Source organism: Caldithrix abyssi DSM 13497 (genome assembly GCF_001886815.1).
GTDB lineage: Bacteria > Calditrichota > Calditrichia > Calditrichales > Calditrichaceae > Caldithrix > Caldithrix abyssi.
The window spans coordinates 4,044,676-4,069,310 of the sequence record NZ_CP018099.1 but is presented as its reverse complement, the minus strand read 5'-3'; the positions used below and the strand labels follow the sequence as shown (position 1 = coordinate 4,069,310).

The following is a 24,635-nucleotide window of genomic DNA, read 5'->3' as shown; positions in this document are numbered from 1 at the left end:
GACATGTCATTTCGAACGCAGAGAGAAATCTTTTAACTTCAATAAAAACGATTTAGCTTTTTTAGGGATGTTTTAAAAGAAGTAATTTACGCGCCGAATAAATTGGGATGTGTGTTGTTGTTTTGAAACCCATCCCCCCTGCCCCCTTCCCTTTAAAAAAAGGAAGGGGGAGTTATGAGTTCGTTCCAAAAAGCGCGACATGTCATTTCGAACGCAGAGAGAAATCTTTTAGCTTCAATAAAAACGATTTAGCTTTTATTGTGGATGTTTTAAAAGCTGTAATTTACGCGCCTTTTAGATTGGGATGAATGTTGTTGTTTTAAAACCCATCCCCCCTGCCCCCTTCCCTTTAAAAAAAGGAAGGGGGAGTTATGAGTTCTTCCCAAAAAGCGCGACATGTCATTTCGAACGCAGAGAGAAATCTTTTAACTTCAATAAAAAACGATTTAGCTTTTATTGGGGATGTTTTAAAATCTGTAATTTACACGCCTTTTACATTGGGATGAATGTTGTTGTTTTAAAACCCATCCCCCCGCCCCCCTTCCCTTTAAAAAAAGGAAGGGGGAGTTATGAATTCGTCCCAAAAAGCGCGACATGTCATTTCGAACGAAGTGAGAAATCTTTTAACTTCTTTTAGTGAACTTTTATTTATCCGTGAATTGGTATTGGGAAGCGGCAATGTTGAGAAATGAAACATAAATTTAACGGTAAATTAATAAAAGAGATGAGTCCAGTGTAAAAACCACGAATTTAGCGAATGGACACGAATATATTTTATGTAATTTAAATAAAAACAATAGTCCCATTTTAATGAAATTTGATAATAATACCTTTTTAGAGTGGACTCATAATTTGTTCTACTACAAGATTTGAATAGGACAGTCCAAAAATTGTTGAAAATAGGGCTTGCATCATTCTGAATTGTTTATTAAAATTATGCATTGAAAAAAGAAAAGAGACGACAAATCGATGAAAACATAATTACCATACATTATTTGACGTTTAATCATACCGGTTTAATAATTCATTTTTAATTTGGTTTAATATATTTAATGTTATATTTTAGCCTGGAATTCTGCATCCATTTTAAGATGGATGTAAGTGACGGGGCGGAGCTGTGCCCGGAGGATTGATGAATGATGAATATCGAAATCCTCGCAGGGCAAGCGAAACAAATCCAAAATCCAAATGACTGAAATTAAAAACATCTTCGTGTTGAAAGTTTTGGTGGTTTGAGATTTGGTAATTAATTATTGTTTATGATTTCGGGCTTAGGATTTTGAAATTAAAAAATGAAAGACATTCGTTTGTTTTTAGAAAAGATAAAACGTTATTTTAAAGATAATCCTCAAATCATTGCCGTTTATCTTTTTGGTTCCTATGCCGCCAATAGACAGAGACCGGGAAGCGATGTGGATATTGCGGTTCTATTTGAATTTAATTTAACGCAACAAAAACGATTTAATTTATGTTTGCAATATTATGCGGATCTTTCTGATGAATATGAATTAGATATTGTCGACATGAATAGCGCGGATTATCCTTTGTTGTATGAAATTTTCAATGAAGGCGAGTTGGTCTTTGAAAGGGATAGAGAAAAACGCGTTGCCTTTCAAGCTCTGAAGTTGAGCGAGTATAGTGATTTAAAGTATTTTGAAGACCTAATGTCTAAAGGGTTGATGCGCAGGGCAAGGAATCTGGTTTAATGGTTAAGAAAGTTGTTATTAATCGAAAAATACAGACGATTAGCGATGCGCTGGAATTTCTTGCCCAACATGAACATATCACCTTCGAAGAATTTAAAAACAACCTGGTGCTGCAGTATGCGCTTATCTTTCAATTGGAAAAAGCAATTCAGGCTTTAATCGATCTGGCTTTTCATGTTGTTTCGGATGAGGGATGGGGGGTTGTTTTACATAAAGCAAATGTGGCCGATACGTTAGTAAAACACAATGTAATAAGCAGCGATTACCGCGATGTTTTTATAAAAATTTATGGCTTCCGAAACCGTCTGGTGCATGAATATGAAGAAATGAATCTGGAAACAACCTATGAAATCATCAAAGACAAAAAGAAAGATATTGCGCAATTGTTGCAGCAGATAATGGATTATCTGGGGATATAATAGTGCACGGTGAATAGTAGCATGGATTGATGAATTGGGAATGTTAAATATAGAAGCTCGGAATCGAAAAATCCGAAATTCGAATATCTAATCTCTAAACAAATTCAAAATCAAAATGAGCGAAATTCAAAACGTTCTTAAGTTATAGGTTTTTATCATTATTTAAATTATAATAAATAGAATTTATTTAGAATTTCGATATTTTAAAAATTATGTTTTCTTCTGGAAAATCAAACCAATATGACCTTGAAGATCGAACACATTTATTTGCTAAAAATGTTAGAGCTCTGGTTAAAAAATTGAATAAAACAATATCAAATATAGAGGATGGAAAGCAATTAATAAGATCTTCAGGTTCAGTTGGAGCAAATTACATTGAAGCAAATGAAGCATTAAGCAAAAAAGATTTTTTAATGAGAATAAAGATTTGTAGAAAAGAGGCTAAGGAAAGTCGCTATTGGCTTAGGTTAATTGATACACAGAATAAAGATGAGCTTGAAAGAGAAAGAATCGATTTAGAAAATGAAGCAACAGAATTGATGAGTATTTTTGGAGCTATATTAAGGAAAGTTGAGAATAAAAAATAAGGTAATAAATACAAAATTTGAAATTAAAAAATCCAAATCTCTAAAAAAATTCAAAATCCAAATGACTGAAATTCAAAACATCATTGTGTTGAAAGTTTTGGTGATTTGAGATTTGGTAATTAGGTATTGTTTATGATTTCGTGCTTCGGATTTTGAAATTAAAAAAAATCCGAAATTCGAATATCTAATCTCTAAACAAATTCAAAATCAAAATGAGCGAAATTCGAAACATGTTTGTGTTAAAAGTTTTGGTGATTTGAATTTTTGGTAATTAAGTATTGTTTATGGTTTCGTGCTTAGGATTTTGAAATTAAAAAAAATCCGAAATTCGAATATCTAATCTCTAAACAAATTCAAAATCAAAATGAGCGAAATTCGAAACATGTTTGTGTTAAAAGTTTTGGTGATTTGAATTTTTGGTAATTAAGTATTGTTTATGGTTTCGTGCTTAGGATTTCGAAATTATTAAAGGTGTTGCTGACAAATTGGCAAATTTCAATATTTGTTATATGTGTCTGACGAACGAAGGATGAACGAAGGATCGACGAAGGAAGAGCGAAGGAATAAAGTGTGCAAGATTGACAGTCCCCGGTAAGATTTCCAGCGCACAAAAAATGACAAAAGAAAAAAGATTGAATACAAAATAAAGAATAAAAAATAGGATGATTGATTGGTAGATTTTGTATTTATAAATGGTTAATTAAAAGATTGCAAATAGGAAATGTAGAAATTCTCGAAAATTTAATTTCTGAATGTAAAGACATATAAAATATATATGGCGCAATTGTTTCAAAAGCAGATAATAAAAAAACATATAATGAATAAGAAGCCGAAATAATGAAAAGTAAAAAATCCAATAAAAATAATCTTTTTTCCTTTTTCTTTTTTCTTGTAAGCAATCAACCTTTCTCCAAGCCATAACCTATTATACGGTTAAGGTAATATTTAATTTAGTATTGACTAAGTTTTTAATAGAAACAAAAATTCGTAAGAACAGTTTATTGATATATTGATGTAAGAACAAAGAGGAAAGAAATGAAAACATATGAAGCCATATACGAAAAAGGAAAGTTAACGTTTAAAAAGAAACCCAGAATAAAAAAAGCTAAGGTATTAGTTACATTTTTACCAGAATCGACTAAGGGAAAAGTGAAATTTCCTGCAAAACATTTAGGTAAGCTTAAAAACATTGATCGCGCGGATCTTTTTAATGAATACTTATCTGATAGATACTAACATAATTATTTACGCCTTTAATTTGGATTCCGAATTTAATAATCAAGCTCTACGTATTATGGAGGATGCCATAAATGGGGAAATGAAAGCCTATATAGCTGATAAAAGTCTGTATGAGTTTTTTGCTATTATTACAGACTCAAAAAGAGTGGAAAAACCGATAACCGTTAAAGAAGCTATTGAAGTTATCAATTTTATTATTTCATCAAATATCAAACTCATAATGCCTTCATATAATTCAATGAACATTTTATTTAACCTATTGGATAAATACCATATAAAAAAGAAAAAAATTTTCGATTTTGTATTAGCCTCTATGGCAATCGATCATAAGATAAAGATCATTTTAACCGGAAACGATAAAGATTTTTCAGTAATAGAAGAACTAAATGTAATCAATCCCTTTGCTACCTAATTTAAAAAGAATAAAGAAACAAGATTAAAGATTAAAGATCAAAGACAAAAGACAAAAAAGATAAATTAAAATATTTTGAAGATTAAATTTATTGCTGATGTAAATGTTGAAAAAGATATTGTAGATTTTCTAAATAATCAGGGTTTTGATGTTCTCTGGATACCTGATTATAATTGTAAATTACAAGATGATGAATTATTATTCCTTGCAAATAAAGAAGGTAGAGTGCTTATTACTAATGATAAAGATTTTGGCGAAATTGTTTTTTATCAAAGGAAAGTATCTAAAGGGATTATATTATTACGTATAAAAGGGCAAGATGTTAATAAAAAATTAAAAGTATTAAAAAAGTTAATCGATTTACATTTAGAAGAAATAGAACTTAATTTTATTGTTTTATCCGATAAAAAAATACGTATTAGACCTTTAGGAGATATTAAATGAAAAATAAAAATTTGATGGATAGAATAGAAATAAATCCTAATATAATGTTAGGAAAGCCCGTTATCAAAGGGACGCGGTTACCGGTTTCAATTATTGTTGAAAAAATTGCTTATGGAACATCTATTGAAGAAATATTGAAACAATATCCTTTTTTGAAACAGATGGATATTAATGCGGCCTTGTTCTATGCTGCACAGGTAATAAATTTTGAGAATGTTTATCCTATTTGAGAGTAAAGTTTAAGAAAGAAAAAAGTAATTTTAAGATGAAAGAATTAAGATGAAAGATTAAAGATTAAAGAAAAAAAGATAAATGACAAATGACAAATGAAAAATGAAAAATGAAGAAATTAATAAGGATTTTCGTGAAAGACTTTTGAATTTTTCTGTTGAAATATAATAGTTTTTGAAATCACTCCCCTATCCTAGCGCGGTAAACCGCAGACACTAAAAGGTAACAAAGTAAAGCGTAACAATTAGTTGAGACATTAAAGCGAGAATAAAGAAATGGGATAAACGAAAAAGTCGTCGTTTCAACGATTCAACAAGCAAAAATTTGATTGTTAATATTATAATGTTAAATATTTGAGTAAATAGACCATTGCGTTTTCCTGAAATAATTAAGAGACAATAATTATAAAACACTACCTAAGTGTCAAGGAAAGTATTTAACAAAGAAAAAGAAAATATTAAACAAAATACTATCTGGAACTTCGGATTCCAATATTCCAATATTCAATTTAATGATTTATGTGGTTTATTGAAGACTCTTGGATTCGCCCAAAGAATAAAAGGAGATCACTATATTTTTTATAAAGAAGGGATTGAAGAAATAATTAATATTCAGGCATTGAAGAATGGAAAGGCAAAGGCCTATCAAGTTAAACAAATAAGAAATTTAATTTTAAAATACAATATGGGAGAATTAGTATGAGTATTCCTCCTTATGAATTAATAATTTATTGGAGTGAAGAAGATAAAGCATTTATTGTTGAAGTGCCTGAATTACCAGGATGTATGGCTGACGGAAAAACTTATGAAGATGCGGTAAAAAATGTTAAAGTTGTAATAATGGAATGGATAGAAACCGCTAAAAAATTGGGGCGAGAAATTCCGACTCCTAAAGGGCGATTGCTCTATGCGTAAAATAAGATTAGAGAAAAAAGATAAAATACAAAATAAAAAATACAAAATAAAAAGAAATAAGATTAAAGATTAAAGATTAAAGATGAAAAATTAAAAAATAAATAAAGATGTAAACTGAGAATTGACGATACAATGAAAACAATTACCATTACAAAAAAAGATCGAAAACAAACATATATAAGGAAGCTTAATCAAATCACTTTAAAGGGATTAGATGCAAAAAAATATTGTGGAATTTTAAAAATTGAAGAAGATCCTTTAAAAATACAAAAACGATTAAGAGATGAATGGAAATAGATATTTAATAGATACCAATATCGCTATCTATTTATTAGCCGGAGACGAACGGATTGCAGATATCCTGGATCAAAATCAAATATTTCTCTCCTTTATTTCTGAATTAGAATTATTGAGCTTTAAAAAACTTTCTGAAAAAGAAGAAGAAATAATTAAAGGATTTCTTGATGACGTAATTATAATAGATATTAATAAGAGAATAAAAGATTTTGTAATCGATTTAAGGAAAAAACGAAGAATTAAATTACCAGATGCTATTATAGTAGCTACCGGAAAATTTTTAAACATTCCATTAATTACAGCAGATCAGCAATTGAAATCTATTAGCGAAACGCAGATAGTTCTTTATACGACGTAAAGTTTTCAAATAGTAAATATAAAATAAAAAATACAAAATAGGAAGATTGTTTGGTCAATTTTGTATTTGAAGATGATGAATTAAAAGATTGAAGATTAAATAAAAAATATAAAATAAATAAAAGATACGATATGGGACAAAAAGAAAAGGAAAAAAAGCTTTAGCGGATGACTGTTTAATCCTCACTTTACGGCGCTTTATTTATATTACCAGGGACGGCGTCCAATCGCTGATTCCATAATTAAATAAAGTTGACGTGCGTTCTTGCAGTAGAAGGCTTTGCGGTCTTCAGGGAATCAGGCTGTGAGGACGACGCAAAATAAGGAGGATTGAATATGGCTAAGGCCGGGAAAAACTTAATCCTGTACGGCGTTTCCGGTAAAATCGGAGACCAGATTGTTATCCGTCAGCGGGGCGGAGAAGTGATTTTATCTCAGGCGCCGGGCAAGCGCACGGGCGAACCCAGTGAGGCCCAGAAAGCGCAGCAGCAAAAATTTCAACAGGCCATTATCTACGGCAAGCAGGCGATAGCTGATCCTGATACGAAAGCGGAATATGAAGCGAAGGCCGAAGGTTTGAAAACCGGTTATAATGTGGCAGTGGCCGATTTTTTACATGCGCCGCAGATCGATGAAATTGACGTAACGAATTATTCCGGCAAAGCGGGCGACACCATTCGCGTGCGCGCGGTGGATGATTTTAAAGTCGTTCAGGTGCATGTGGAAATCTACAATAGCGACGGCAGTCTGGTGGAAGAAGGCGACGCCGTATTGCAGGACAACGGACTGGATTGGGTTTATACCTGTACGGTTGACAATACCGATACCGCCGGAGACAAAATCGTAATTAAAGTAAGCGACAAGCCGGGTAATATTACCACGGGAGAGGAAACTTTAAGTTAATTACGAATTACGAATTTTGAATTATGAATTATGAATTATAACGCGGAGCGGGAGGCCTAAGGCACGAACTACGAATTGCGCATTAAAGACTTTCAAGAAATGTAAAGTTAAGGGGAGGCAGGGAGGCCTCCTTGCTTTAGACAAAGAAAAAGTTAAAAAGAACTATCCTGTATTTATATTGAAAAATCGTATTAAATGGAAAATAAAAAGATATTTTTTAGTATACTTTTAATGATTATTACACCATATTTATTTCAGGAGTGTAAGAATATTACTGGTAGTAATAAAACGATTTCTATTTCAGGAAGAGTTTTTATTGAAAACGGTGAAAAATTAGATGAAGTAATTATTGAGTTATATGAAGCATGTAATATAGATACCGTTTTGTTGAATGCCTATAATAACTATCAAGTAGGAGTGGAAATTAATCAGAAAAGCGAATTTGATCATAGAGAAAAAGTTGCTAAATATATAACCGAGTGTGACGCTAATGGAGAATGGATTTTTCATAATATTGAAAATAATATGTATAACGTAGTTGTAAGGAAAGATTCGTTTGGCTGGATCTATCATTTTAATGTTAATAGTGATTTAGAAAAGGTGGATACTTTAAGAGAGACTATTTATATAAATGAGCCCATAAAAGATGATTTAAGATTAAAAACTAATCAATTTCTATGCATTAACAAAAACACTTATCTTCCTAAAGGCAATAAAATTACTTTTTCGGAGAATAATGTTATATTATTTAAACCTAATATAAGTTTAACTATTTATGGTGATTTAATAAACAGATCAAATATAAAAGTAACGTCTTTTAATATTGATTTAAAAGGAAACGGTTTATGGATAAACAGCAATCATATAAATTCAATAGGGAATATACAGTTTGAATTTCTAAAAAATCCTTTAACTGTGGAGAAAGCCAAAGAGGATTTAATTGAAATATATAATATATTTGTAAGAAATTGTGAAAATGGAATTTATATAAAAGAAGAAAATGCGAGTATTAGAAATAGTGTTTTTAAAAATATTAAATTTAACGCGATTCAAGTAAATAATAAATTTTTTATAAATAGATGTGTCATATACAAAACAAATGGAATTTTTTTTAATAACGCAGAGGGAGTGATAAATAATTCGTTTATAACAAAAAACGAAATAGGTTTAAGGCCATTAAAAGGTGATGTAAATATTATAAATAACGAATTCAGAAACAATAAGATAAGTATATCGGCAAGCGCTAGTAAATTTGAGGTAATAAAAAATGATTTTTTACTTTCGAATTTGGATATTGAAATGAATAAGACATATGAGAGCCAAGTTTATGAATATTGCATACCATATATTTCAATGAATAATTTTTTTAGTAGTGATACTGCAATTAGTTTATATGGAAAACATTCTGCTTCTGGGCCACACTATAAGGGAATAGGTGTAAATAAGAATGTTGAAGCAAAAAACTGTTATTGGGGGACTGCTAATTATTTTGAGATCACAAAAAAAATATATGATAAAAATGATAAAAGTGATTTAATGTATGAAGTTCTTTTTGAGCCTTTTGAGAAAGTAGAAATTAAGGATGCTGGAATTAAATACTAAGATAAAATTAATAGAATTACCAAAAATTATTGATACGCGCGGAAATCTTTCTTTTATTGAAGAGAAAAAACATATCCCCTTTGAGATTAAAAGAGTGTATTGGATATATGATGTACCGGGTGGTGAAATACGGGGGAGCCATGCTTATAAAACTTTACAAGAATTTATTGTAGCGCTTTCCGGATCTTTTGATGTAGTGTTGCATAATGGTAAGAAAGAATTCAAATTTTCTTTGAATCGCTCTTATTATGGACTATATGTACCAGAATTATATTGGAGACGTTTGGAAAATTTTTCTACCAATGCAGTTTGTCTTATATTAGCAAGTGACTTTTATAAAGAAGAAGATTATATAAGAGATTTTAATGAATTCAAAAAAACTGTTTGAAATAGATAGCAAAAAAAGCACAGTTTACGATTGCTCTATTCTGTATTTACCTAAAATTGAAAATAGAGCAGGTAATATTACGCCTCTGGAAAACATGAAATCAGTTCCCTTTGAAATAAAACGGATTTATTATTTATATGATGTGCCGGGTGGTGAAAGCAGAGGAGGGCATGCGCATAAACAACTGCATCAATTAATTGTTGCAGCAAGTGGTAGTTTTGATGTTTTAATTGATGATGGTCATAATAAAAAAGTGATTACACTTAGTAGGCCGTATTTAGGATTGCATATAATTCCTGGTATTTGGAGAGAGTTAATAAATTTTTCTTCAGGCTCAATTTGCTTAGTATTGGCATCAGAATATTATGATGAAAATGATTATATCAGGAATTACTCGGATTTTATAATCTACAAAAAGAAAGGTTCTAAATGAGAGAAAAATTGTTGGAAATAGTTAATACGGTACTTGAAAATAATAATAAAAATACAATAAATAATATACAAGATGATATGAATTTACGCGAAGATTTAAACCTGGATTCCCTTGACCTGGCAGAACTTACAGTAAGAATAGAAAAAGAATTTAACACTGACATTTTTGAAGATAGTATTGTGACCACCATTGGAGAAATATTAAAAAAAATTGAAAAGAAAAATGGCGAATAAATTTTTTTATATTGATGAAAAAATTGAAAAGTATATTTCTTACGATGAATTAATTACAAATTTAAATACTAGAAATAATTATCATCCTTATGTATATGAGAATGATTTTTATTCTATTTTTGAATCAGTCATATTTTCCATGCTTACTGATTTACCCGTTGTGCTTTTGGACTATGATTTTAGTGAAAAAGAAATAAATAATTTGGGATTAAGTGTTAGTGAAATTAATAAATCTTATAGTTTAAATAAAAAAATTGAAGTGAATAGCAAGAATTTTATAGAAAAGATAAGAAATTGTAAAAATTGGAAATTAACTTTATTTACCTCTGGAACTACTGGAATTCCTAAAAAAGTAACTCATACCTTTGAGACCCTGACACGAGGAGTCGTTATTAAAGAAGATAAAAAAGATGATATTTGGGGGGTTGCATATAATCCCACACACATTGCGGGCGTGCAAGTGTTTATGCAAGCCCTTTTAAACATGAATACCATTATAAGGTTATTTGGGGAAAGAAGAGAAAAAATTTTACATTTAATTAAAAAATATAATATTACAAATATTTCTGCTACACCAACTTTTTACAGGATGCTGTTGCCCTTTGATAAAGAGTACGAATCGGTTAAGAGAATTACGAGTGGAGGAGAAAAATTTGATAAGGGATTGATAGTTCAACTAAAAAAATTATTTCCCAATGCAAAAATAATTAATGTTTATGCTGCAACGGAATTTGGAACATTATTTGCATCAAATGGAGAATATTTTGAGATAAAACCTGAATTTTATAAATATGTGAAAGTAATAGATTCCGAATTGTATGTACATAAAAAATTATTAGGAGAATCAGATTCCATTTCTCTAAACGGTACATGGTATAGGACATCTGATATGGTGGAAGTGGTTAAAGAAAAACCATTAAAAATCAGGTTTGTGAATAGAAAAAATGAAATGATAAATGTAGGGGGGTATAAAGTAAATCCACATGAAGTGGAAGAAGTAATAAAAAATTATGATAATGTAAAGAATTGTAGGGTTTATGGTGTTAAAAATTCTTTGATGGGTAATATTGTTGTAGCGGATGTAGTTGCAACAAAAAAGATTAAGGAAAAAGATTTACGATTGTATATAAATAGTATGTTGCAACCATATAAAGTACCAAGGATAATAAATTTTGTGGATTCAATAAATGTAACCAGAAGCGGGAAAATCAAAAGATGACAAGAAATATTCTTGTAACAGGAATATCCAGAGGTTTAGGGCTGGAAATAGCAAAATTATTATTGGAAAATGATTATATTATTTGGGGAGTTAGCAGAAACATAACAATTGAATTGCAAAATTTAATGGTGGAATATCCTGAAAGATTAAAATATTTTGAATTTGATCTAATTGAAACAAAAAAAGTAAAAAATGGGATATTTAATAAATTTCTAAGGTTAGATACGCCAATTTATGGTTTTGTTAATAACGCTGCCATCGCCTATGATGATATTGTTACTAATTTGAATCAGGATAATCTTGAAAATATGTATAGAATAAATGTTTTTTCGCCCATGATTATGACGAAATATGTTATCCGGAATATGTTATTGCATAATATTAAGGGAAGTATTGTTCATGTATCTTCGATTAGTGTTCATACGGGGTATAAGGGATTAGCCATGTATGCCTCTACAAAGGGCGCATTGGAAGCATTTTCAAAAAATCTGGCTCGAGAATGGGGGAAAAAAGGAATAAGATCAAATTGTGTTGTGGCTGGTTTTATGGAAACAGAAATGAGTGCAAAATTGGATAATGAACAAAAAAATAGAATATATAAAAGATCATCATTAAAAGAACCCACATCCACTTATTCGGTTGCCAGCACGATTGAATTTTTATTAAGTGAAAAATCGCAATCCATTACCGGGCAAAATATTTTTGTCGATTCAGGAACCATTTAAGTGAGTATATTAATGAAATTTAATAATAAAAATATCTATATTGGACAAAATGTAAAGATCGGTAAAAATGTGAAGATTGGTGATAATTCCGTTATATATGACAATGTTACAATTGGAGATAATTCTATTATTGGAAATAATTCTATAATAGGAGAACCGCTTCAGGAATATTATTATAGTAAAAATTATAATCAACCTATAACTTTGATTGGTGAAAATGCTTTAATTCGTAGCAATGCTATCATCTATGCAGGAAGTGAGATTGGATCTAATTTTAATACGGGGCATTTTATTACAATCCGAGAAAATACAACTATTGGTAATAATTGTATCATTGGTACGAAATGTGACATACAGGGATATACAACTATTGGTAATTATGTCAGATTACACAGTTTTGTTGTAATTGGCCAATATTCAAATATTTCGAATTATGTTCAGATATTTCCATTTGTGGTGTTAACAAATGATTCTAAACCGCCTTCCAATGAATTGCTTGGCCCGCAATTAGACGAATATACTGTAATAGCCAGTTCTACCGTTTTACTTGCAGGAATTAAGTTAGGTAAACATTGCCTTGTAGGTGCAAATTCTGTGGTTAATAAAGATTATGATGATTATTCATTTATAAATGGGAATCCTGCTAAATATGTATGTGATGTAAGAAAGTTGCCTTTTTTTACTAATGGTAAAAGGCATTATCCGTGGCCATATAATTATAAAAAAGGTATGCCATGGGAAGAAGAAGGATATGGAAAATGGGAAAAAAGTTTAGGTAATGATTAGATAATTAAATATTTAATTAAAGCAAGTTTTAATAACATATAATATTTTTAATTATAAATAACTTGCAAAGGGGAGTTGGGTGAGATATAAAGAAAAAAAAATATCAAAAATTTATACTGATAAAATTGGTAAAAATGTTAAAATAGGTGATTTTTGTATAATTAAAAATGGCGTTTCGCTTGAGGATGATGTAATTATTCATCCCAATGTAATTATAGAAGAAAATGTAGTGATAAAAAAAGGTACAGAAATATTCCCTGGTACATATATTGGAAAAATTCCTAAAGGAGCAGGTGCAACAGCTAGAGAAATAGAATTTAATAAAAAAATACTCATTGGAAAAAATTGTGCAATAGGACCAAATGCAATTATTTTTTATGATGTCGAGATAGGCGATAATTCTTTAATTGGAGACGGTGCATCAATAAGAGAAAAATGCAAGATAGGTCAAAATTGTTTAATAAGTCGATATGTTACAATAAACTATAATACAAAAATAGGTAATAATACAAAAATAATGGATCTTACACATATTACAGGAAATTGTTATATTGGAAATAATGTATTTATAAGTGTTTTAGTTTCTACAACAAATGATAATATAGTTGTAACAAGGGAATTTGATGAAATAAGAATAAAAGGCCCTATTATTAAAGATGGTGTAACAATTGGAGCTAGTGCGAGTATTCTTCCAGCTATAACTATTGGGGAAGGGGCTTTTGTTGCAGCTGGGTCAGTTGTTACAAGGGACGTCGATGCATTCACATTAGTAAGAGGAGCCCCCGCAAGATTTGTAAAGACAATAAAAAATGGAGAATTATAATTGATAAAATTTCTTGATATTAAATTAATAAATAATATACATAAAGAAGAAATTTTAACAGCTATTAGAAAAGTAATAGATAGTGGATGGTACATACTTGGAGAAGAAGTTGAAAAATTTGAAGAAAGTTTTGCAAAATATGTAGGAGCAAAACACTGTATTGGAGTGGCAAGCGGGTTGGATGCATTATTCCTGATCCTGCGTGGTTATATGGAATTAGGTATTATGAAAGAAGGGGATGAAGTTATTGTTCCGGCTAACACATATATTGCCACTATACTGGCTGTTACGCATAACAGATTGCGTCCTGTTTTAGTGGAACCAGATATAGAGACATATAATATTGATCCAGATAAAATCGAAGAAGCAATTTCAGAGAGAACAAGGGCCATTCTTCCGGTGCATTTATATGGCAGGGTGGCGGATATGAAACGAATTAATGAGATAGCAAAGAAATATCTTTTAAAAGTAATTGAAGATGCAGCGCAAGCACACGGAGCAATTTATAAAGGAAAACGAGCAGGTAATCTGGGGGATGCTGCCGGGTTTAGCTTTTATCCCGGGAAGAATCTGGGAGCACTGGGAGATGGTGGAGCCATTACAACCAATAATGATGAATTAGCTGAAGTAATTAAGGCGCTCAGGAATTATGGTTCTCACAAGAAGTATTACAATTTATATAAAGGTTTTAATAGTCGGTTGGATGAAATACAGGCAGCAATCTTAAATGTAAAATTAAAATATCTGGATGAAGAAAACCAAAGACGGAGAGAAATAGCTCAATATTATTGTGAAAACATAATCAATGAAAAAATAATTCTCCCAGTCAACAATCGTCAATCATCAATCATCAATGATAAATCTCATGTATGGCATTTATTTGTTGTAAGGACTGAAAAGAGAGATGTATTACAAAAATATTTGACTGAAAATGGTATTCAAACATTGATACACTATCCTCTTCCGCCGAATAAGCAAATGGCGTATATAGAATGGAATAATTATAGTTATGCAATTACAGAAAAGATACACAAAGAAATTTTAAGTTTGCCAAATTCCCCAATTATGGAACATAAAAGCACTAAGAAATTGGTGAAAATAATAAATAGATTTTAGGGTAGAATTTGTAATAATTAGGTTAATATACCACTCTGTATAATAATGTGAATAGAAAAACAAAATATAGAGTTGAAATAAAATATTGATAGAAAAAAATCTTTTAATAAATAAAATAAGACATATTAGTTCATTAATAGGACTATACCTTCTTGCTTCTATTATACCGACTTTTATTAAAATTGCTATTAATCCTTTAATTGCATTAAATATGGCACCAAAAGATTATGCAATCGTTGGTTTTTACAATTCTTTTAATCCTTTAATTTCTCCTTTGATCAGTTTTTATGCATTTAGTTACTATACTAAGAAATATTTTGAAATGGATTATAAAGATAGAAAAATACTTAAAGGAACGATTGTTCAATCTTTGATTTATCTCTCTTTTTTTATGTCAGTGTTTGTTTTGGGAGGCCTTTATGTGTATATGAATTTTTTTAATAAGAAATCAGTAATTTCTTTTTTCCCCTATGCTTTGTTATCTGTTTTTTCAATACCATTAACAGGAATAATTACTTTTAAGCTAACAGACTATAAGATGGAAAAGAAAAGTAAGGAATTTTTTAATTTATCTGTTAGTAAAGGAGTTTTAGCCGCATTATTAAGTATATTATTAGTTGTCATTTTTAAATATGGAGCTATGGGCAGGTTGAGTGCTACTTTTTTAGCTGCATTATTTCTTTTTTTTTATGCTATTTATAGTGAGTGGGAAGTAATCAAACAAAAATTTGATTTATCTATTTTGAAAGAAATGTTATTCTTTGTTTGGCCATTAATTTTAGGGGCTATGTTGCATTTTTTTACCAATGGTTATGATAGAGTATATCTAGAACGTCTTGGTAATGAAGAAGAATTTGGATTTTATGTGGTTGCAGTACAAATAGTTGCCATGATAGGCATTTTCCAAACCGCAATAAATAATACTTTTCAACCGGATGTTTATAAAGCAGTTGTTAATAGAAATTGGAAAACAACAGCAAAGTATGTTTCAATTCAAATTTTTAGTATTTTGAGTATAGTTTTAGTTTTTGTCTTAATTGCTCCAACTGTAGTCGATATTTTAACTGCTGGAAGATATGTATATTCAACAAAATATGTTCGTGTTTTGGCATTCTCTCAATTTACTATGAGTATGTATTTTGTAACAACTGAAATTACAATTGTGTTAGGATATACAAAATTGGCATTATTTAATAAAATATTAGGAGTAGTGGTCACTGTTTTGTTGTATTCATTTTTAATATCCAACTGGAATTTTATGGGGGCTGCTTTCGGGAACGTAATTTCTTATTTTATGATGATGATTATTAATATAATGTTTTTAACTGTATGGATTAAATGGAAAAATAAAACAAAGCTAAATATGGTATGAAATATTTAAAATGGATTACATTTTTAGTGTTATTGAGAGTTTTTTTAAAAATAAAATTATCAAAATGAAATGAAGCCTACTTATCCAAAAATTTCGGTAATAATTATTACTTATAATCAGGAAAAATTAATTAGCAGGGCAATAGATTCCGTTATAAATCAAAAAGATTATTTACACGAGCTTATTATTTCAGATGATTGTTCTAAGGATAAAACGTGGGACGTAGTAAAAAAATATAAAGAAAAATTTCCAGGCAAGATCAAAGTTCAACGTCATAAGCAAAATTTAGGTATTTACGAAAATCTCGAAAGCACCTATCACTTGGTGACCGGCGAAATAATATTTTTTTTGTCCGGCGATGATGCAATGGGAGAAGATTTATTGAAAAGCACTTGCGAATTGCTGGTTAACAAGGAGGTTGATTATAAAAAAGATAGGTTTTGTGTGTTAACGGATTATAAGGTGGTATATCCGGATGGGAGAGAAGAAGTAAGGAATAATAATTTAGTAAAAAAATATGATCCTTTTAAATTAAAGTTAAGAGGGCTTATTGTTAATCGTGCACTAGGTTTAAGTTCTAGTATTTTAGAATCGATGAGAAAAATCAACATTTCTTCATTAAGAAAAGGAGATTTGCCAAGTTCATTACAAGAAGGTTTATTTGATCAGCTTCCTTATTATTTCGCTGACAAAATTTACTATATTTCAGTTATTGGAAATGTTTATTTTAAAAAAACTGGAATTTCAGTTTTAATGAATAAACAAGATAGTATGAAAGAAATCAATAAAAATATACTTGACTTTTGCGACAAAATTCCAGATTATTACGATAATTTAAGTACCGTTGATATTAAATGGTTGACTTTCCTTAGAGTAAAATCGGAATATTTTTTAGAACCTATTCTTGTTCGTATTTTTCGATACTTTATTAATCTAATTATTTTGCTAAAGGATCCTTTTCGTAAATATCTCTGGCTAAAAGAAGTTAAAATTTTTATAAAAAACGTATATCGTTTAATTTAATTAGAATTAAAAATTCTTAGAAAGAAATTTATATTTAAACATAATTAATAAAAAAAATTTTTGATGATATTTGTCTCTAAAATAAAAAGAGTAAAATTTTTTATGAAAGAAAAATATTGGACTCATTAGATTAAAAAAATGAAAATCCTCCTTATGTCGTTCATGACTTTCAATATTCATTAGAATCCTTTAAAAAAAGATAGCATATTTCAAAAGGATATTACGATGTATAACTATAATAAAATTATTAAAATGAACTTTAATTATATTTACTTATTTATTGGATATTTATCAAGAAGAATTAAATTGGTTAAAAAATTCATTTTTAAATGTGGATTTGATAAAATTATACGAAAGAGAGCGTTAGAGACTGTTATACGGTTAAAAACAGGCGAGAAATTTCTAATAAATACCCAAAATTGGATTGGTCTTAGGTGCTTTTTAACAGGAGCTTATGACATTGAAGGGCCTTACGAATTTGCATTATTAAGAATAGCTTCAAATGAAAAAATTGATTTTTTTTTTGATATCGGGGCCAATCACGGATATTATTCTATCAAAGTTTCATCTATCTTACCAAATGTGCAAATCTATAGTTTTGAACCTTTCAGTAGTAACGTTCAAAAATTAATTAAAAATAAAGAATTAAATAATAGTAATAATATCCATATAATTAATAAAGTTGTTTCAGATAAAGAGGGAGCTATAAAGGTATATTTTGCGGGAGTTGATAACGACGGTTCAACAAGCTGTATTCCACAATTTAAGGATAATTCTAATTATGAAGTTGTTGAAGCAATAACAATTGACACATTTGTTGAAGAAAATAATTTAATAGGTAAGAAAATGTTTAAAATAGATGTGGAAGGTTTTGAACCAAATGTCCTAAAGGGGATGAAAAATACACTTAGGCAACATGATTCAATTGTTTTTATTGAGCATAATAGTGAAACCTTATCAAAAAATAATTCATCAATTCATTCATTAATTGAAATTATGAAATCATTTAATTATAAAGCTTATGATATAAAAAATTTCAGAATAGAACCCTATTGTGGAGGGGATAGAGGTCTTGTTTTGTATATACCAGAAGAAATGGATAGTGAAAAACTTTTAGATTGATAATAAGGCTTCATTTTTTGAACTACAGATATTTTTAAAATTATAATTATGAATTTCATAAATAAACTTTATAATAAATTTCGTAAACACCGTCAAGATGAAATAAGAAGAATTGTCCGTTCTGAAATCATAATTCAAGAAATTAAAAGGGTAGCTTTCAGTAATAAAAATAGTAGTTTTTTGAATACATCGGTGCGTAAAGAAAAAATTATAGTTTCGTTCACTACGATTAAGGAAAGAATAAAGAATATTTATTTGGTTATTGAAAGTATTGCACAACAAACAATGAAGCCCGATAAAATAGTATTGTGGTTATCGAAAAAAGATTTTCAAGATGATAATTTGCCTATTACCTTAAAATGGATGATGCAACGAGGCTTAGAGGTGCGATATGTTGAAGATATTGGACCACATACAAAATTACTATATGCATTAAAAGAATTTGAAAATTATTTAATTATAACTATTGACGATGATATTATCTATCCAATTGATTTAATAGAGAATCTTTACAATACACACAAAAACTATCCTAAAGCAATTTGTTGTAATGCTGCGATGTTAATAAAAAAAGATAAAAAAGGAAATTTTCTGCCTTACAATGAATGGCCTACTATTACAGACAGATTTATGATTTCTGATTATTTATTACCTTTAGGTGTTGATGGTGTATTGTATCCTTCCAATAGTTTAGATAACATGGTTTTTAAACAAAACTTAATAAAAAAATTATGTCCTAAAGCGGACGACATTTGGTTTAAGATAATGTCATTAAAAAAAGGAACTGAGATTATTTTAACAGGTGCTTACCCAGACTTTAGTAACTACTTTATTCCACTTGATACTGCTTATATAAATGCATTGGCTCAAGAAAATATTTTTAAAAACCTAAATGATATCCAATTTCAAAAATGTATAAGTTATTTTAATATAAAATTTTAAATTAAAATAAAATATATGTGTGGTATTTTTGGTTATATTGCAAATAAAAAGCTTAATGATGAAAAGATAATAGAATTATTATCCAAAAGAGGTCCTGATAATAATTCTATTATTGATATCTCGGACAGTAAAAAAATTAAGAAGCTGTTTCATACACGTCTAGCTATTATTGATTTGAATGAAAGAGCTAATCAACCTTATTTTGATAAAAGTGGTAGGTATGTAATAACCTATAACGGGGAAATTTATAATTTTAAGAACATTAAAGAAGAATTAATTAATAAAGGTTATATTTTTTCTACAACTTCTGATACGGAGGTTGTATTATATTCATTCATAGAGTGGGGGGAAAAAGCCTTATTAAAGCTAAGAGGAATGTTTTCTTTCGGTATTTATGATAAACAAAACGATAGTTGGTTTTTAGCTCGCGACCCTTTTGGAATTAAACCATTATATTATTACTATGATAGAAATTCTTTTGTTTTTTCTTCATTGGTTATGCCTATAGTTTATTCTGGCATTAAGGAAAAGTTTACCATAAACACTGCAGCAATAAGTGACTATTTGGCAACAGGTTCATTTATACCGCCAGATACTATTTTTAATGAAATTAATTTTTTAAAGCCAGGACATTATCTTTTATATAAAAATGATTCTATTAAAATTAACAAATATTTTTCAGAAAGGAATAATGGCAAATTAGAATCTTTTAATAACTATAATGAAGTATTGCAACGTGTTAGAAGCGTTATTATTGATTCTATTGATAAACATTTTGTGTCGGATGTTCCCGTTGGAGTCTTATTAAGTAGTGGTATAGATTCATCTTTAATTGCTGGAATTTCAGCAATACTTTTAGGGAAAAAAATTAATACTTATAGCATAGGTTATTATAATAAAAAAAAATATAGAAAAATTGACGAAACAGCTATAGCTTCTAAGACAGCAAAATATATTCAAAGTAAACATGAGAATATTTTAATAGATTATTCGGAATTTGACAATATGTACGATGAGTTTCTTGAAAGCATTGATCTCCCAAGTATTGATGGATTTAATACATTTATCATTTCAAAAAAAATTGCCCAGCGCGTTAAAGTTGTTTTATCCGGCCTGGGAGGAGATGAGATGTTCGCGGGCTATTCCATTTTTAAAGATTTGTATTTTGCGCATCAAGAATCAAAATTCATTGATGAATTGTTAATGAAATTGCCATATAAAATACAATCTATATTAAAAAAAGACTACCTAAAATATAGGGGGAAGGATATCAATAATGCACTAATTAAAAGACGAATCTTATCCGTATTAAAAAATAGCACGAGAAATAAACTAATTAGAATGATAGTGGAAACAGATGATGTGATTAAACTAATTTCTAACTATGAAATCCGTCATTATATGTCCAATACATTATTGAGAGATTCCGATGCGGTTTCAATGGCTCAGGGACTTGAAATGAGGGTCCCTTTTGTTGATATAAAAATTTATGATTTAATCAATAATATTCCAGCACATTATAAGATTAGTAAAAAATATAATAAAAGATTATTGGTAGATGCTTTTAAAGATATTCTTTTAGAAGACGTATATAAAACTCAAAAACGAGGTTTTTCTTTACCGATTCCTCAGTGGGCCCGTAATTATTTAGTAAATAATTGGGACATTTATTCTTTATATAATAAAGACATTTTACATTCTTTAGGGGTCGACGTTAACTTATTTAATAACGAGTTTTTTAATAACAATAAGATAGATTACAATTATTATAAATGGTTAGTTTTATTGATTTGGCTAAAAAAGCATAATAACTATATTTATTTTCAATAAACTATTTATCTTTGACTTAATAATGGAAAAAGATTTAAAAGTTAAAAATAAGAAAAAAATCCTTTTCATCCACCACGCTATCGGTTGGGGTGGAGCAATTAAAAGTATGATTCAATTGATAAATTCTTTGGATAAGTCAAAGTATAGTTGCCATGTGCTACTTATAAAAGATTCCATTGTCTCGGATAAACTAAAAGAAAATGGGATAAGCTTTTCGGTAGCGCGATCAAAATTTTATAAAAAATATTATCATTATTTTATCCACAGTGAAGCCGGCTATATTAAATGGTATCAGATTATTCGTTTTTTTCGTTTAAGTATTTTGTGGCTATTATCACGATATTATTTTGCCCAGAAAGAATTATTTAACCATAGAGCGGATATTGTTCATCTAAATTCATTATCTCTAACGGATTGGTTGGCTCCTTCGAGTAAAGTGAGCAAGGTTGTTATTCATATTCGAGAACCTTTTCGACAAGGCAGGTTGGATTTTATACATTTTTATTTTAGACATCAATATAAAAAATATGCTGATGTTATTATTGCTATAAGTAAAGATAATGCCAAAAGGATAGGGTTGCCTGATAAGACAAAAGTAATATATAATTTCGCACAGGTTCCGGAAAATAGTCACAAAGAAGAATCTTATTATTCAAAAAGTTTTTTGTATCTTGGGGGTGCTGCAAAGATTAAGGGTTTTTTCACTTTGGTAAAGGCGTTGGATTATCTTGACAAGGATGTTAAAATCTATTTTGGAGGGGATTATACCATATCACAAAAAAAAAAGGGGTTAAAACAAATAATAAAACGTTTCATTGGATATGGTAAAAAACGGCAAGCGGCAATTAAAAAAATGCGTAGTCATACAAATGCAGTAGAAATTGGAATGACCTATCAGGTAGATAAATATTTGCAAGAAGTCTGTTGCCTTATTTCTCCCTTTACAGTACCTCATTTTTCAAGGCCGGTGATTGAGGCCCACCTATATAAGAAACCTGCAATTGGCTCCAATGTATATGGAATGGATGAAATTATCCAACATAAGATAAATGGTTTGCTTTTTGAAAAAGATAATGCAATAGAATTAGCTAAAACAATTAATTATATAGCTAATCATCCAAATGAAGCAAAAAGGATGGGAGAGAAGGGCTATACGGTGGCAAAAGAAAAATATTCACCAGATAATATAAAAATAATTGAGAAAGTATATGATTCTTTAGGTTAATCGACCAATGTCTAAACATAAAATATTTTATTATATAGGAGTAATGTTATTAATATCATCATTGTTAATGATAGTGGCTAATAATGTGCCTATATTGGCAAGCTTTAGATGGCTATGGGCTCCTGTTTTTTTGGTGTTTTCATTTGTAGAGTATTTACAGAGTTATAACAAACAAGTGTTATATTCTTTAATCTATGGTCTGCTATATGCAGGTATATTACAATATACTTTGTGGGCTTATGCAACTGATTGGTATAAGCATGCCATATTCGAGGATTTCTATGCAATGGTTGTTGTTGTAATATTTCATGTTATTCTAAAGAATAATTATATGATTAAGAATTGGATCAAACTGGCAAAATTGGGTTTTATTTCTATTATAATAACAGGAATTATGACAATTGTTGCAACCAATATAAATCCAATGGTGGTTAGGGCATCCTATTCAAATCTTAAATACAATTTACCAGGCTATCTTATTTTGGAAAGATTAGGATTTGGATCTTATGGTTATATGGCGGCCTTAATTGCTTTGATTCCCATTCTTTACTTTTTTATACAAAGAAAAACTAAGATTTGGTTTTCTCGGCACATGTGGATAGCGTTGCTTATCTTTTTTCTGTTTGTCTTAATTAGATCACAAATATTTGCAAATATTTTAATAGCGGCAGTCATATTATTTTTGTCTATTTCTGGTGTTAAGAAATTTAAAAGAAATATTTTTATTACATTGCTATTTTTATTTGTATTTTATTCCATTCCTGTTAAGGTATGGGTAAACCTATTTATTGATATTGGTAATTTCTTTTCTCCAATTACGGTTCTTCATAATAAATTTATAGATCTCGCATCATTTATAGACAATCCCAATATTTATTCTTCTAATACAGGAATTGCATATAGAGCCAATAGATATCCGTTATTATTCCAGGCATTTTTATCGCGGCCATTTTTAGGGGATGCTAGTTATAACAGTGCTTATGAATATGCGCTGGCTGCTGGAGGGCACTTATATTGGATGAGTCGTTTAACCTTATGGGGAATATTTGGATTTGCCGGGTATATAGTGATACTATATAAAGTTTTTGTTCCTGTATTAAAGATGTTTAACGAAGAATTTAGATTCTATTATTTCTTATCCTTACTTGGTGTAATTATTTTGGGATTTTTGAAGAATCTTGGAGGAAGAGAACCCTATATCATGTTGCTAATAATTATACCAGGATTATATTATTTATATTATCAAACCCAAAATATACCATATAGAGGGAGAAATGTCGACTAAAACGCTTCTTATAACCGGCGGAACCGGTTCATTTGGGAATGCAGTATTAAATCGATTTCTGGATAGTGATGATTTTTCGGAAATTCGTATTTTTAGCAGAGACGAAAAAAAACAGGATGATTTGCGGAAAAAAGTTAATAATTCTAAAGTCAAATTTTATATTGGCGATGTGCGTGATCAGCAAAGCGTAGATTCAGCCATGTTTGGTGTCGATCTGGTTTTTCATGCGGCGGCATTAAAACAGGTACCCACGGCTGAGTTCTTCCCCTGGGAAGCAATAAAAACCAATTCTCTTGGTGCTTTGAATGTTATTAATTCGGCAGTCAAACATAATGTAAAAAAAGTTATTGTACTGAGTACGGATAAAGCGGTTTATCCAATTAACGCTATGGGAATGTCAAAAGCATTAATGGAAAAAATTATGATCGCAAAATCCCGGGAGGCCAATCATCATACGATTCTTTGCGGAACGCGTTATGGTAATGTGATGGCTTCGCGCGGTTCAGTTATACCTCTATTTATCGAGCAAATTAAAAGCGGTAAACCGCTAACTATTACGGATCCCCATATGACGCGTTTTATGATGACATTGGAAGATGCGGTTGATTTAGTATGGTTTGCTTATCAAAATGCCGAACCTGGTGATATTTTTGTGCAAAAAGCCCCGGCGGCAACCATCGGAGATCTGGCAAAAGCACTATTAGATCTCTATGAAGCTAAAAATGAGATAAAAATTATAGGCACAAGACATGGGGAAAAATTGTATGAATCTTTAGTCAACCGGGAAGAAATGGCTAAAGCAATTGATTTAGGCAGATATTATCGCATTCCGGCAGATACTAGAGATTTAAATTATGAGCTTTATTTTTCTAAAGGAGAAGATAGAATATCGACAGTTAATGAATATACATCTCATAATACGGAAAGACTTGATATTGATGGTATTAAAAAATTACTATTAAAATTAAGACCTATTAGAAAAGATTTAGGGCTTGAATAGAA

At 29.7% G+C, this 24,635-nt stretch carries 29 protein-coding genes; all 29 read left to right on the top strand.

Annotated features, from left to right (window positions below):
• Positions 1-1,292: 1,292 nt before the first annotated feature.
• The 29 genes from mntA (at position 1,293) to Cabys_RS15820 (ending at position 24,633) form a co-directional block, all read left to right on the top strand.
• A complete protein-coding gene (mntA, locus tag Cabys_RS15955; protein WP_006927177.1) occupies positions 1,293-1,706 on the top strand; it encodes a type VII toxin-antitoxin system MntA family adenylyltransferase antitoxin in 414 nt (137 codons plus the stop codon).
• Positions 1,706-2,125 (top strand): type VII toxin-antitoxin system HepT family RNase toxin, encoded by a 420-nt coding sequence (gene hepT, locus Cabys_RS15950; protein ID WP_006927175.1) that lies wholly within the window; start codon positions 1,706-1,708, stop codon positions 2,123-2,125. Before mntA ends, hepT begins: the two co-directional genes overlap by 1 nt.
• A gap of 212 nt (positions 2,126-2,337) precedes the next feature.
• Positions 2,338-2,712, top strand: coding sequence for a four helix bundle protein (locus Cabys_RS15945; RefSeq protein ID WP_006927173.1), 375 nt, complete (start codon positions 2,338-2,340; stop codon positions 2,710-2,712).
• Positions 2,713-3,747: 1,035 nt separating this feature from the next.
• Positions 3,748-3,948 (top strand): hypothetical protein, encoded by a 201-nt coding sequence (locus tag Cabys_RS15940; protein ID WP_006927172.1) that lies wholly within the window; start codon positions 3,748-3,750, stop codon positions 3,946-3,948.
• Positions 3,923-4,363 (top strand): type II toxin-antitoxin system VapC family toxin, encoded by a 441-nt coding sequence (locus Cabys_RS15935; protein WP_006927171.1) that lies wholly within the window; start codon positions 3,923-3,925, stop codon positions 4,361-4,363. Before Cabys_RS15940 ends, Cabys_RS15935 begins: the two co-directional genes overlap by 26 nt.
• A gap of 75 nt (positions 4,364-4,438) precedes the next feature.
• On the top strand, positions 4,439-4,807 hold the full coding sequence (locus tag Cabys_RS15930) for a DUF5615 family PIN-like protein (RefSeq protein ID WP_006927169.1): 369 nt from the start codon (positions 4,439-4,441) through the stop codon (positions 4,805-4,807).
• On the top strand, positions 4,804-5,037 hold the full coding sequence (locus Cabys_RS15925; protein ID WP_006927167.1) for a DUF433 domain-containing protein: 234 nt from the start codon (positions 4,804-4,806) through the stop codon (positions 5,035-5,037). The genes Cabys_RS15930 and Cabys_RS15925 overlap by 4 nt, the downstream gene beginning before the upstream one ends.
• 421 nt (positions 5,038-5,458) lie before the next feature.
• Positions 5,459-5,740 (top strand): type II toxin-antitoxin system HicA family toxin, encoded by a 282-nt coding sequence (locus Cabys_RS15920; protein WP_006927165.1) that lies wholly within the window; start codon positions 5,459-5,461, stop codon positions 5,738-5,740.
• Entirely contained in the window at positions 5,737-5,952 is a 216-nt protein-coding gene (locus Cabys_RS15915; RefSeq protein ID WP_006927163.1) for a type II toxin-antitoxin system HicB family antitoxin, read from the top strand. The genes Cabys_RS15920 and Cabys_RS15915 overlap by 4 nt, the downstream gene beginning before the upstream one ends.
• A 132-nt stretch (positions 5,953-6,084) precedes the next feature.
• Positions 6,085-6,249, top strand: a complete 165-nt coding sequence (locus tag Cabys_RS20130) for a KOW domain-containing RNA-binding protein (protein ID WP_169313614.1) — start codon at positions 6,085-6,087, stop codon at positions 6,247-6,249.
• The gene (locus Cabys_RS15910; RefSeq protein WP_006927161.1) at positions 6,236-6,607 is read left to right on the top strand and encodes a type II toxin-antitoxin system VapC family toxin; all 372 of its coding nucleotides are present in this window, start codon (positions 6,236-6,238) and stop codon (positions 6,605-6,607) included. The genes Cabys_RS20130 and Cabys_RS15910 overlap by 14 nt, the downstream gene beginning before the upstream one ends.
• 335 nt (positions 6,608-6,942) lie before the next feature.
• Positions 6,943-7,509 carry a hypothetical protein gene (locus Cabys_RS15905; RefSeq protein ID WP_006927159.1) on the top strand — a complete coding sequence of 189 codons (567 nt, stop codon included), beginning with the start codon at positions 6,943-6,945 and terminating at the stop codon, positions 7,507-7,509.
• Between the two features lie 195 nt (positions 7,510-7,704).
• The gene (locus Cabys_RS15900) at positions 7,705-9,111 is read left to right on the top strand and encodes a hypothetical protein (RefSeq protein ID WP_006927157.1); all 1,407 of its coding nucleotides are present in this window, start codon (positions 7,705-7,707) and stop codon (positions 9,109-9,111) included.
• Positions 9,092-9,499 carry a sugar 3,4-ketoisomerase gene (locus Cabys_RS15895; RefSeq protein WP_006927155.1) on the top strand — a complete coding sequence of 136 codons (408 nt, stop codon included), beginning with the start codon at positions 9,092-9,094 and terminating at the stop codon, positions 9,497-9,499. Before Cabys_RS15900 ends, Cabys_RS15895 begins: the two co-directional genes overlap by 20 nt.
• Positions 9,477-9,932: a sugar 3,4-ketoisomerase gene (locus Cabys_RS15890; protein ID WP_006927152.1), complete on the top strand. Its 456-nt coding sequence runs from the start codon at positions 9,477-9,479 to the stop codon at positions 9,930-9,932. Before Cabys_RS15895 ends, Cabys_RS15890 begins: the two co-directional genes overlap by 23 nt.
• Positions 9,929-10,165, top strand: coding sequence for an acyl carrier protein (locus tag Cabys_RS15885; RefSeq protein ID WP_006927151.1), 237 nt, complete (start codon positions 9,929-9,931; stop codon positions 10,163-10,165). Before Cabys_RS15890 ends, Cabys_RS15885 begins: the two co-directional genes overlap by 4 nt.
• Positions 10,155-11,384 carry an ANL family adenylate-forming protein gene (locus Cabys_RS15880; protein WP_006927150.1) on the top strand — a complete coding sequence of 410 codons (1,230 nt, stop codon included), beginning with the start codon at positions 10,155-10,157 and terminating at the stop codon, positions 11,382-11,384. Before Cabys_RS15885 ends, Cabys_RS15880 begins: the two co-directional genes overlap by 11 nt.
• Positions 11,381-12,109, top strand: coding sequence for an SDR family oxidoreductase (locus Cabys_RS15875; protein WP_006927149.1), 729 nt, complete (start codon positions 11,381-11,383; stop codon positions 12,107-12,109). Before Cabys_RS15880 ends, Cabys_RS15875 begins: the two co-directional genes overlap by 4 nt.
• A complete protein-coding gene (locus Cabys_RS15870) occupies positions 12,110-12,895 on the top strand; it encodes an acyltransferase (RefSeq protein WP_081474994.1) in 786 nt (261 codons plus the stop codon). It abuts the gene before it with no gap.
• 79 nt (positions 12,896-12,974) lie between these two features.
• Positions 12,975-13,718, top strand: coding sequence for an acyltransferase (locus tag Cabys_RS15865; RefSeq protein ID WP_006927147.1), 744 nt, complete (start codon positions 12,975-12,977; stop codon positions 13,716-13,718).
• A complete protein-coding gene (locus tag Cabys_RS15860) occupies positions 13,719-14,834 on the top strand; it encodes a DegT/DnrJ/EryC1/StrS family aminotransferase (RefSeq protein WP_006927146.1) in 1,116 nt (371 codons plus the stop codon).
• A gap of 85 nt (positions 14,835-14,919) precedes the next feature.
• Positions 14,920-16,206: an oligosaccharide flippase family protein gene (locus Cabys_RS15855; protein ID WP_044280984.1), complete on the top strand. Its 1,287-nt coding sequence runs from the start codon at positions 14,920-14,922 to the stop codon at positions 16,204-16,206.
• A gap of 69 nt (positions 16,207-16,275) precedes the next feature.
• Positions 16,276-17,229, top strand: a complete 954-nt coding sequence (locus Cabys_RS15850; RefSeq protein WP_006927144.1) for a glycosyltransferase family 2 protein — start codon at positions 16,276-16,278, stop codon at positions 17,227-17,229.
• A 252-nt stretch (positions 17,230-17,481) separates the two neighbouring features.
• A complete protein-coding gene (locus Cabys_RS15845) occupies positions 17,482-18,351 on the top strand; it encodes an FkbM family methyltransferase (RefSeq protein WP_169833724.1) in 870 nt (289 codons plus the stop codon).
• 48 nt (positions 18,352-18,399) lie between these two features.
• Complete coding sequence (locus Cabys_RS15840) at positions 18,400-19,293, top strand: glycosyltransferase (RefSeq protein ID WP_006927141.1); 894 nt, start codon at positions 18,400-18,402, stop codon at positions 19,291-19,293.
• 15 nt (positions 19,294-19,308) lie between these two features.
• Complete coding sequence (gene asnB, locus Cabys_RS15835) at positions 19,309-21,123, top strand: asparagine synthase (glutamine-hydrolyzing) (RefSeq protein WP_006927140.1); 1,815 nt, start codon at positions 19,309-19,311, stop codon at positions 21,121-21,123.
• Positions 21,124-21,145: 22 nt separating this feature from the next.
• Entirely contained in the window at positions 21,146-22,348 is a 1,203-nt protein-coding gene (locus tag Cabys_RS15830) for a glycosyltransferase family 4 protein (RefSeq protein WP_006927139.1), read from the top strand.
• A 7-nt stretch (positions 22,349-22,355) separates the two neighbouring features.
• The gene (locus tag Cabys_RS15825; RefSeq protein WP_006927138.1) at positions 22,356-23,633 is read left to right on the top strand and encodes a hypothetical protein; all 1,278 of its coding nucleotides are present in this window, start codon (positions 22,356-22,358) and stop codon (positions 23,631-23,633) included.
• On the top strand, positions 23,623-24,633 hold the full coding sequence (locus Cabys_RS15820) for a polysaccharide biosynthesis protein (protein WP_006927137.1): 1,011 nt from the start codon (positions 23,623-23,625) through the stop codon (positions 24,631-24,633). Before Cabys_RS15825 ends, Cabys_RS15820 begins: the two co-directional genes overlap by 11 nt.
• Positions 24,634-24,635: the final 2 nt, after the last annotated feature.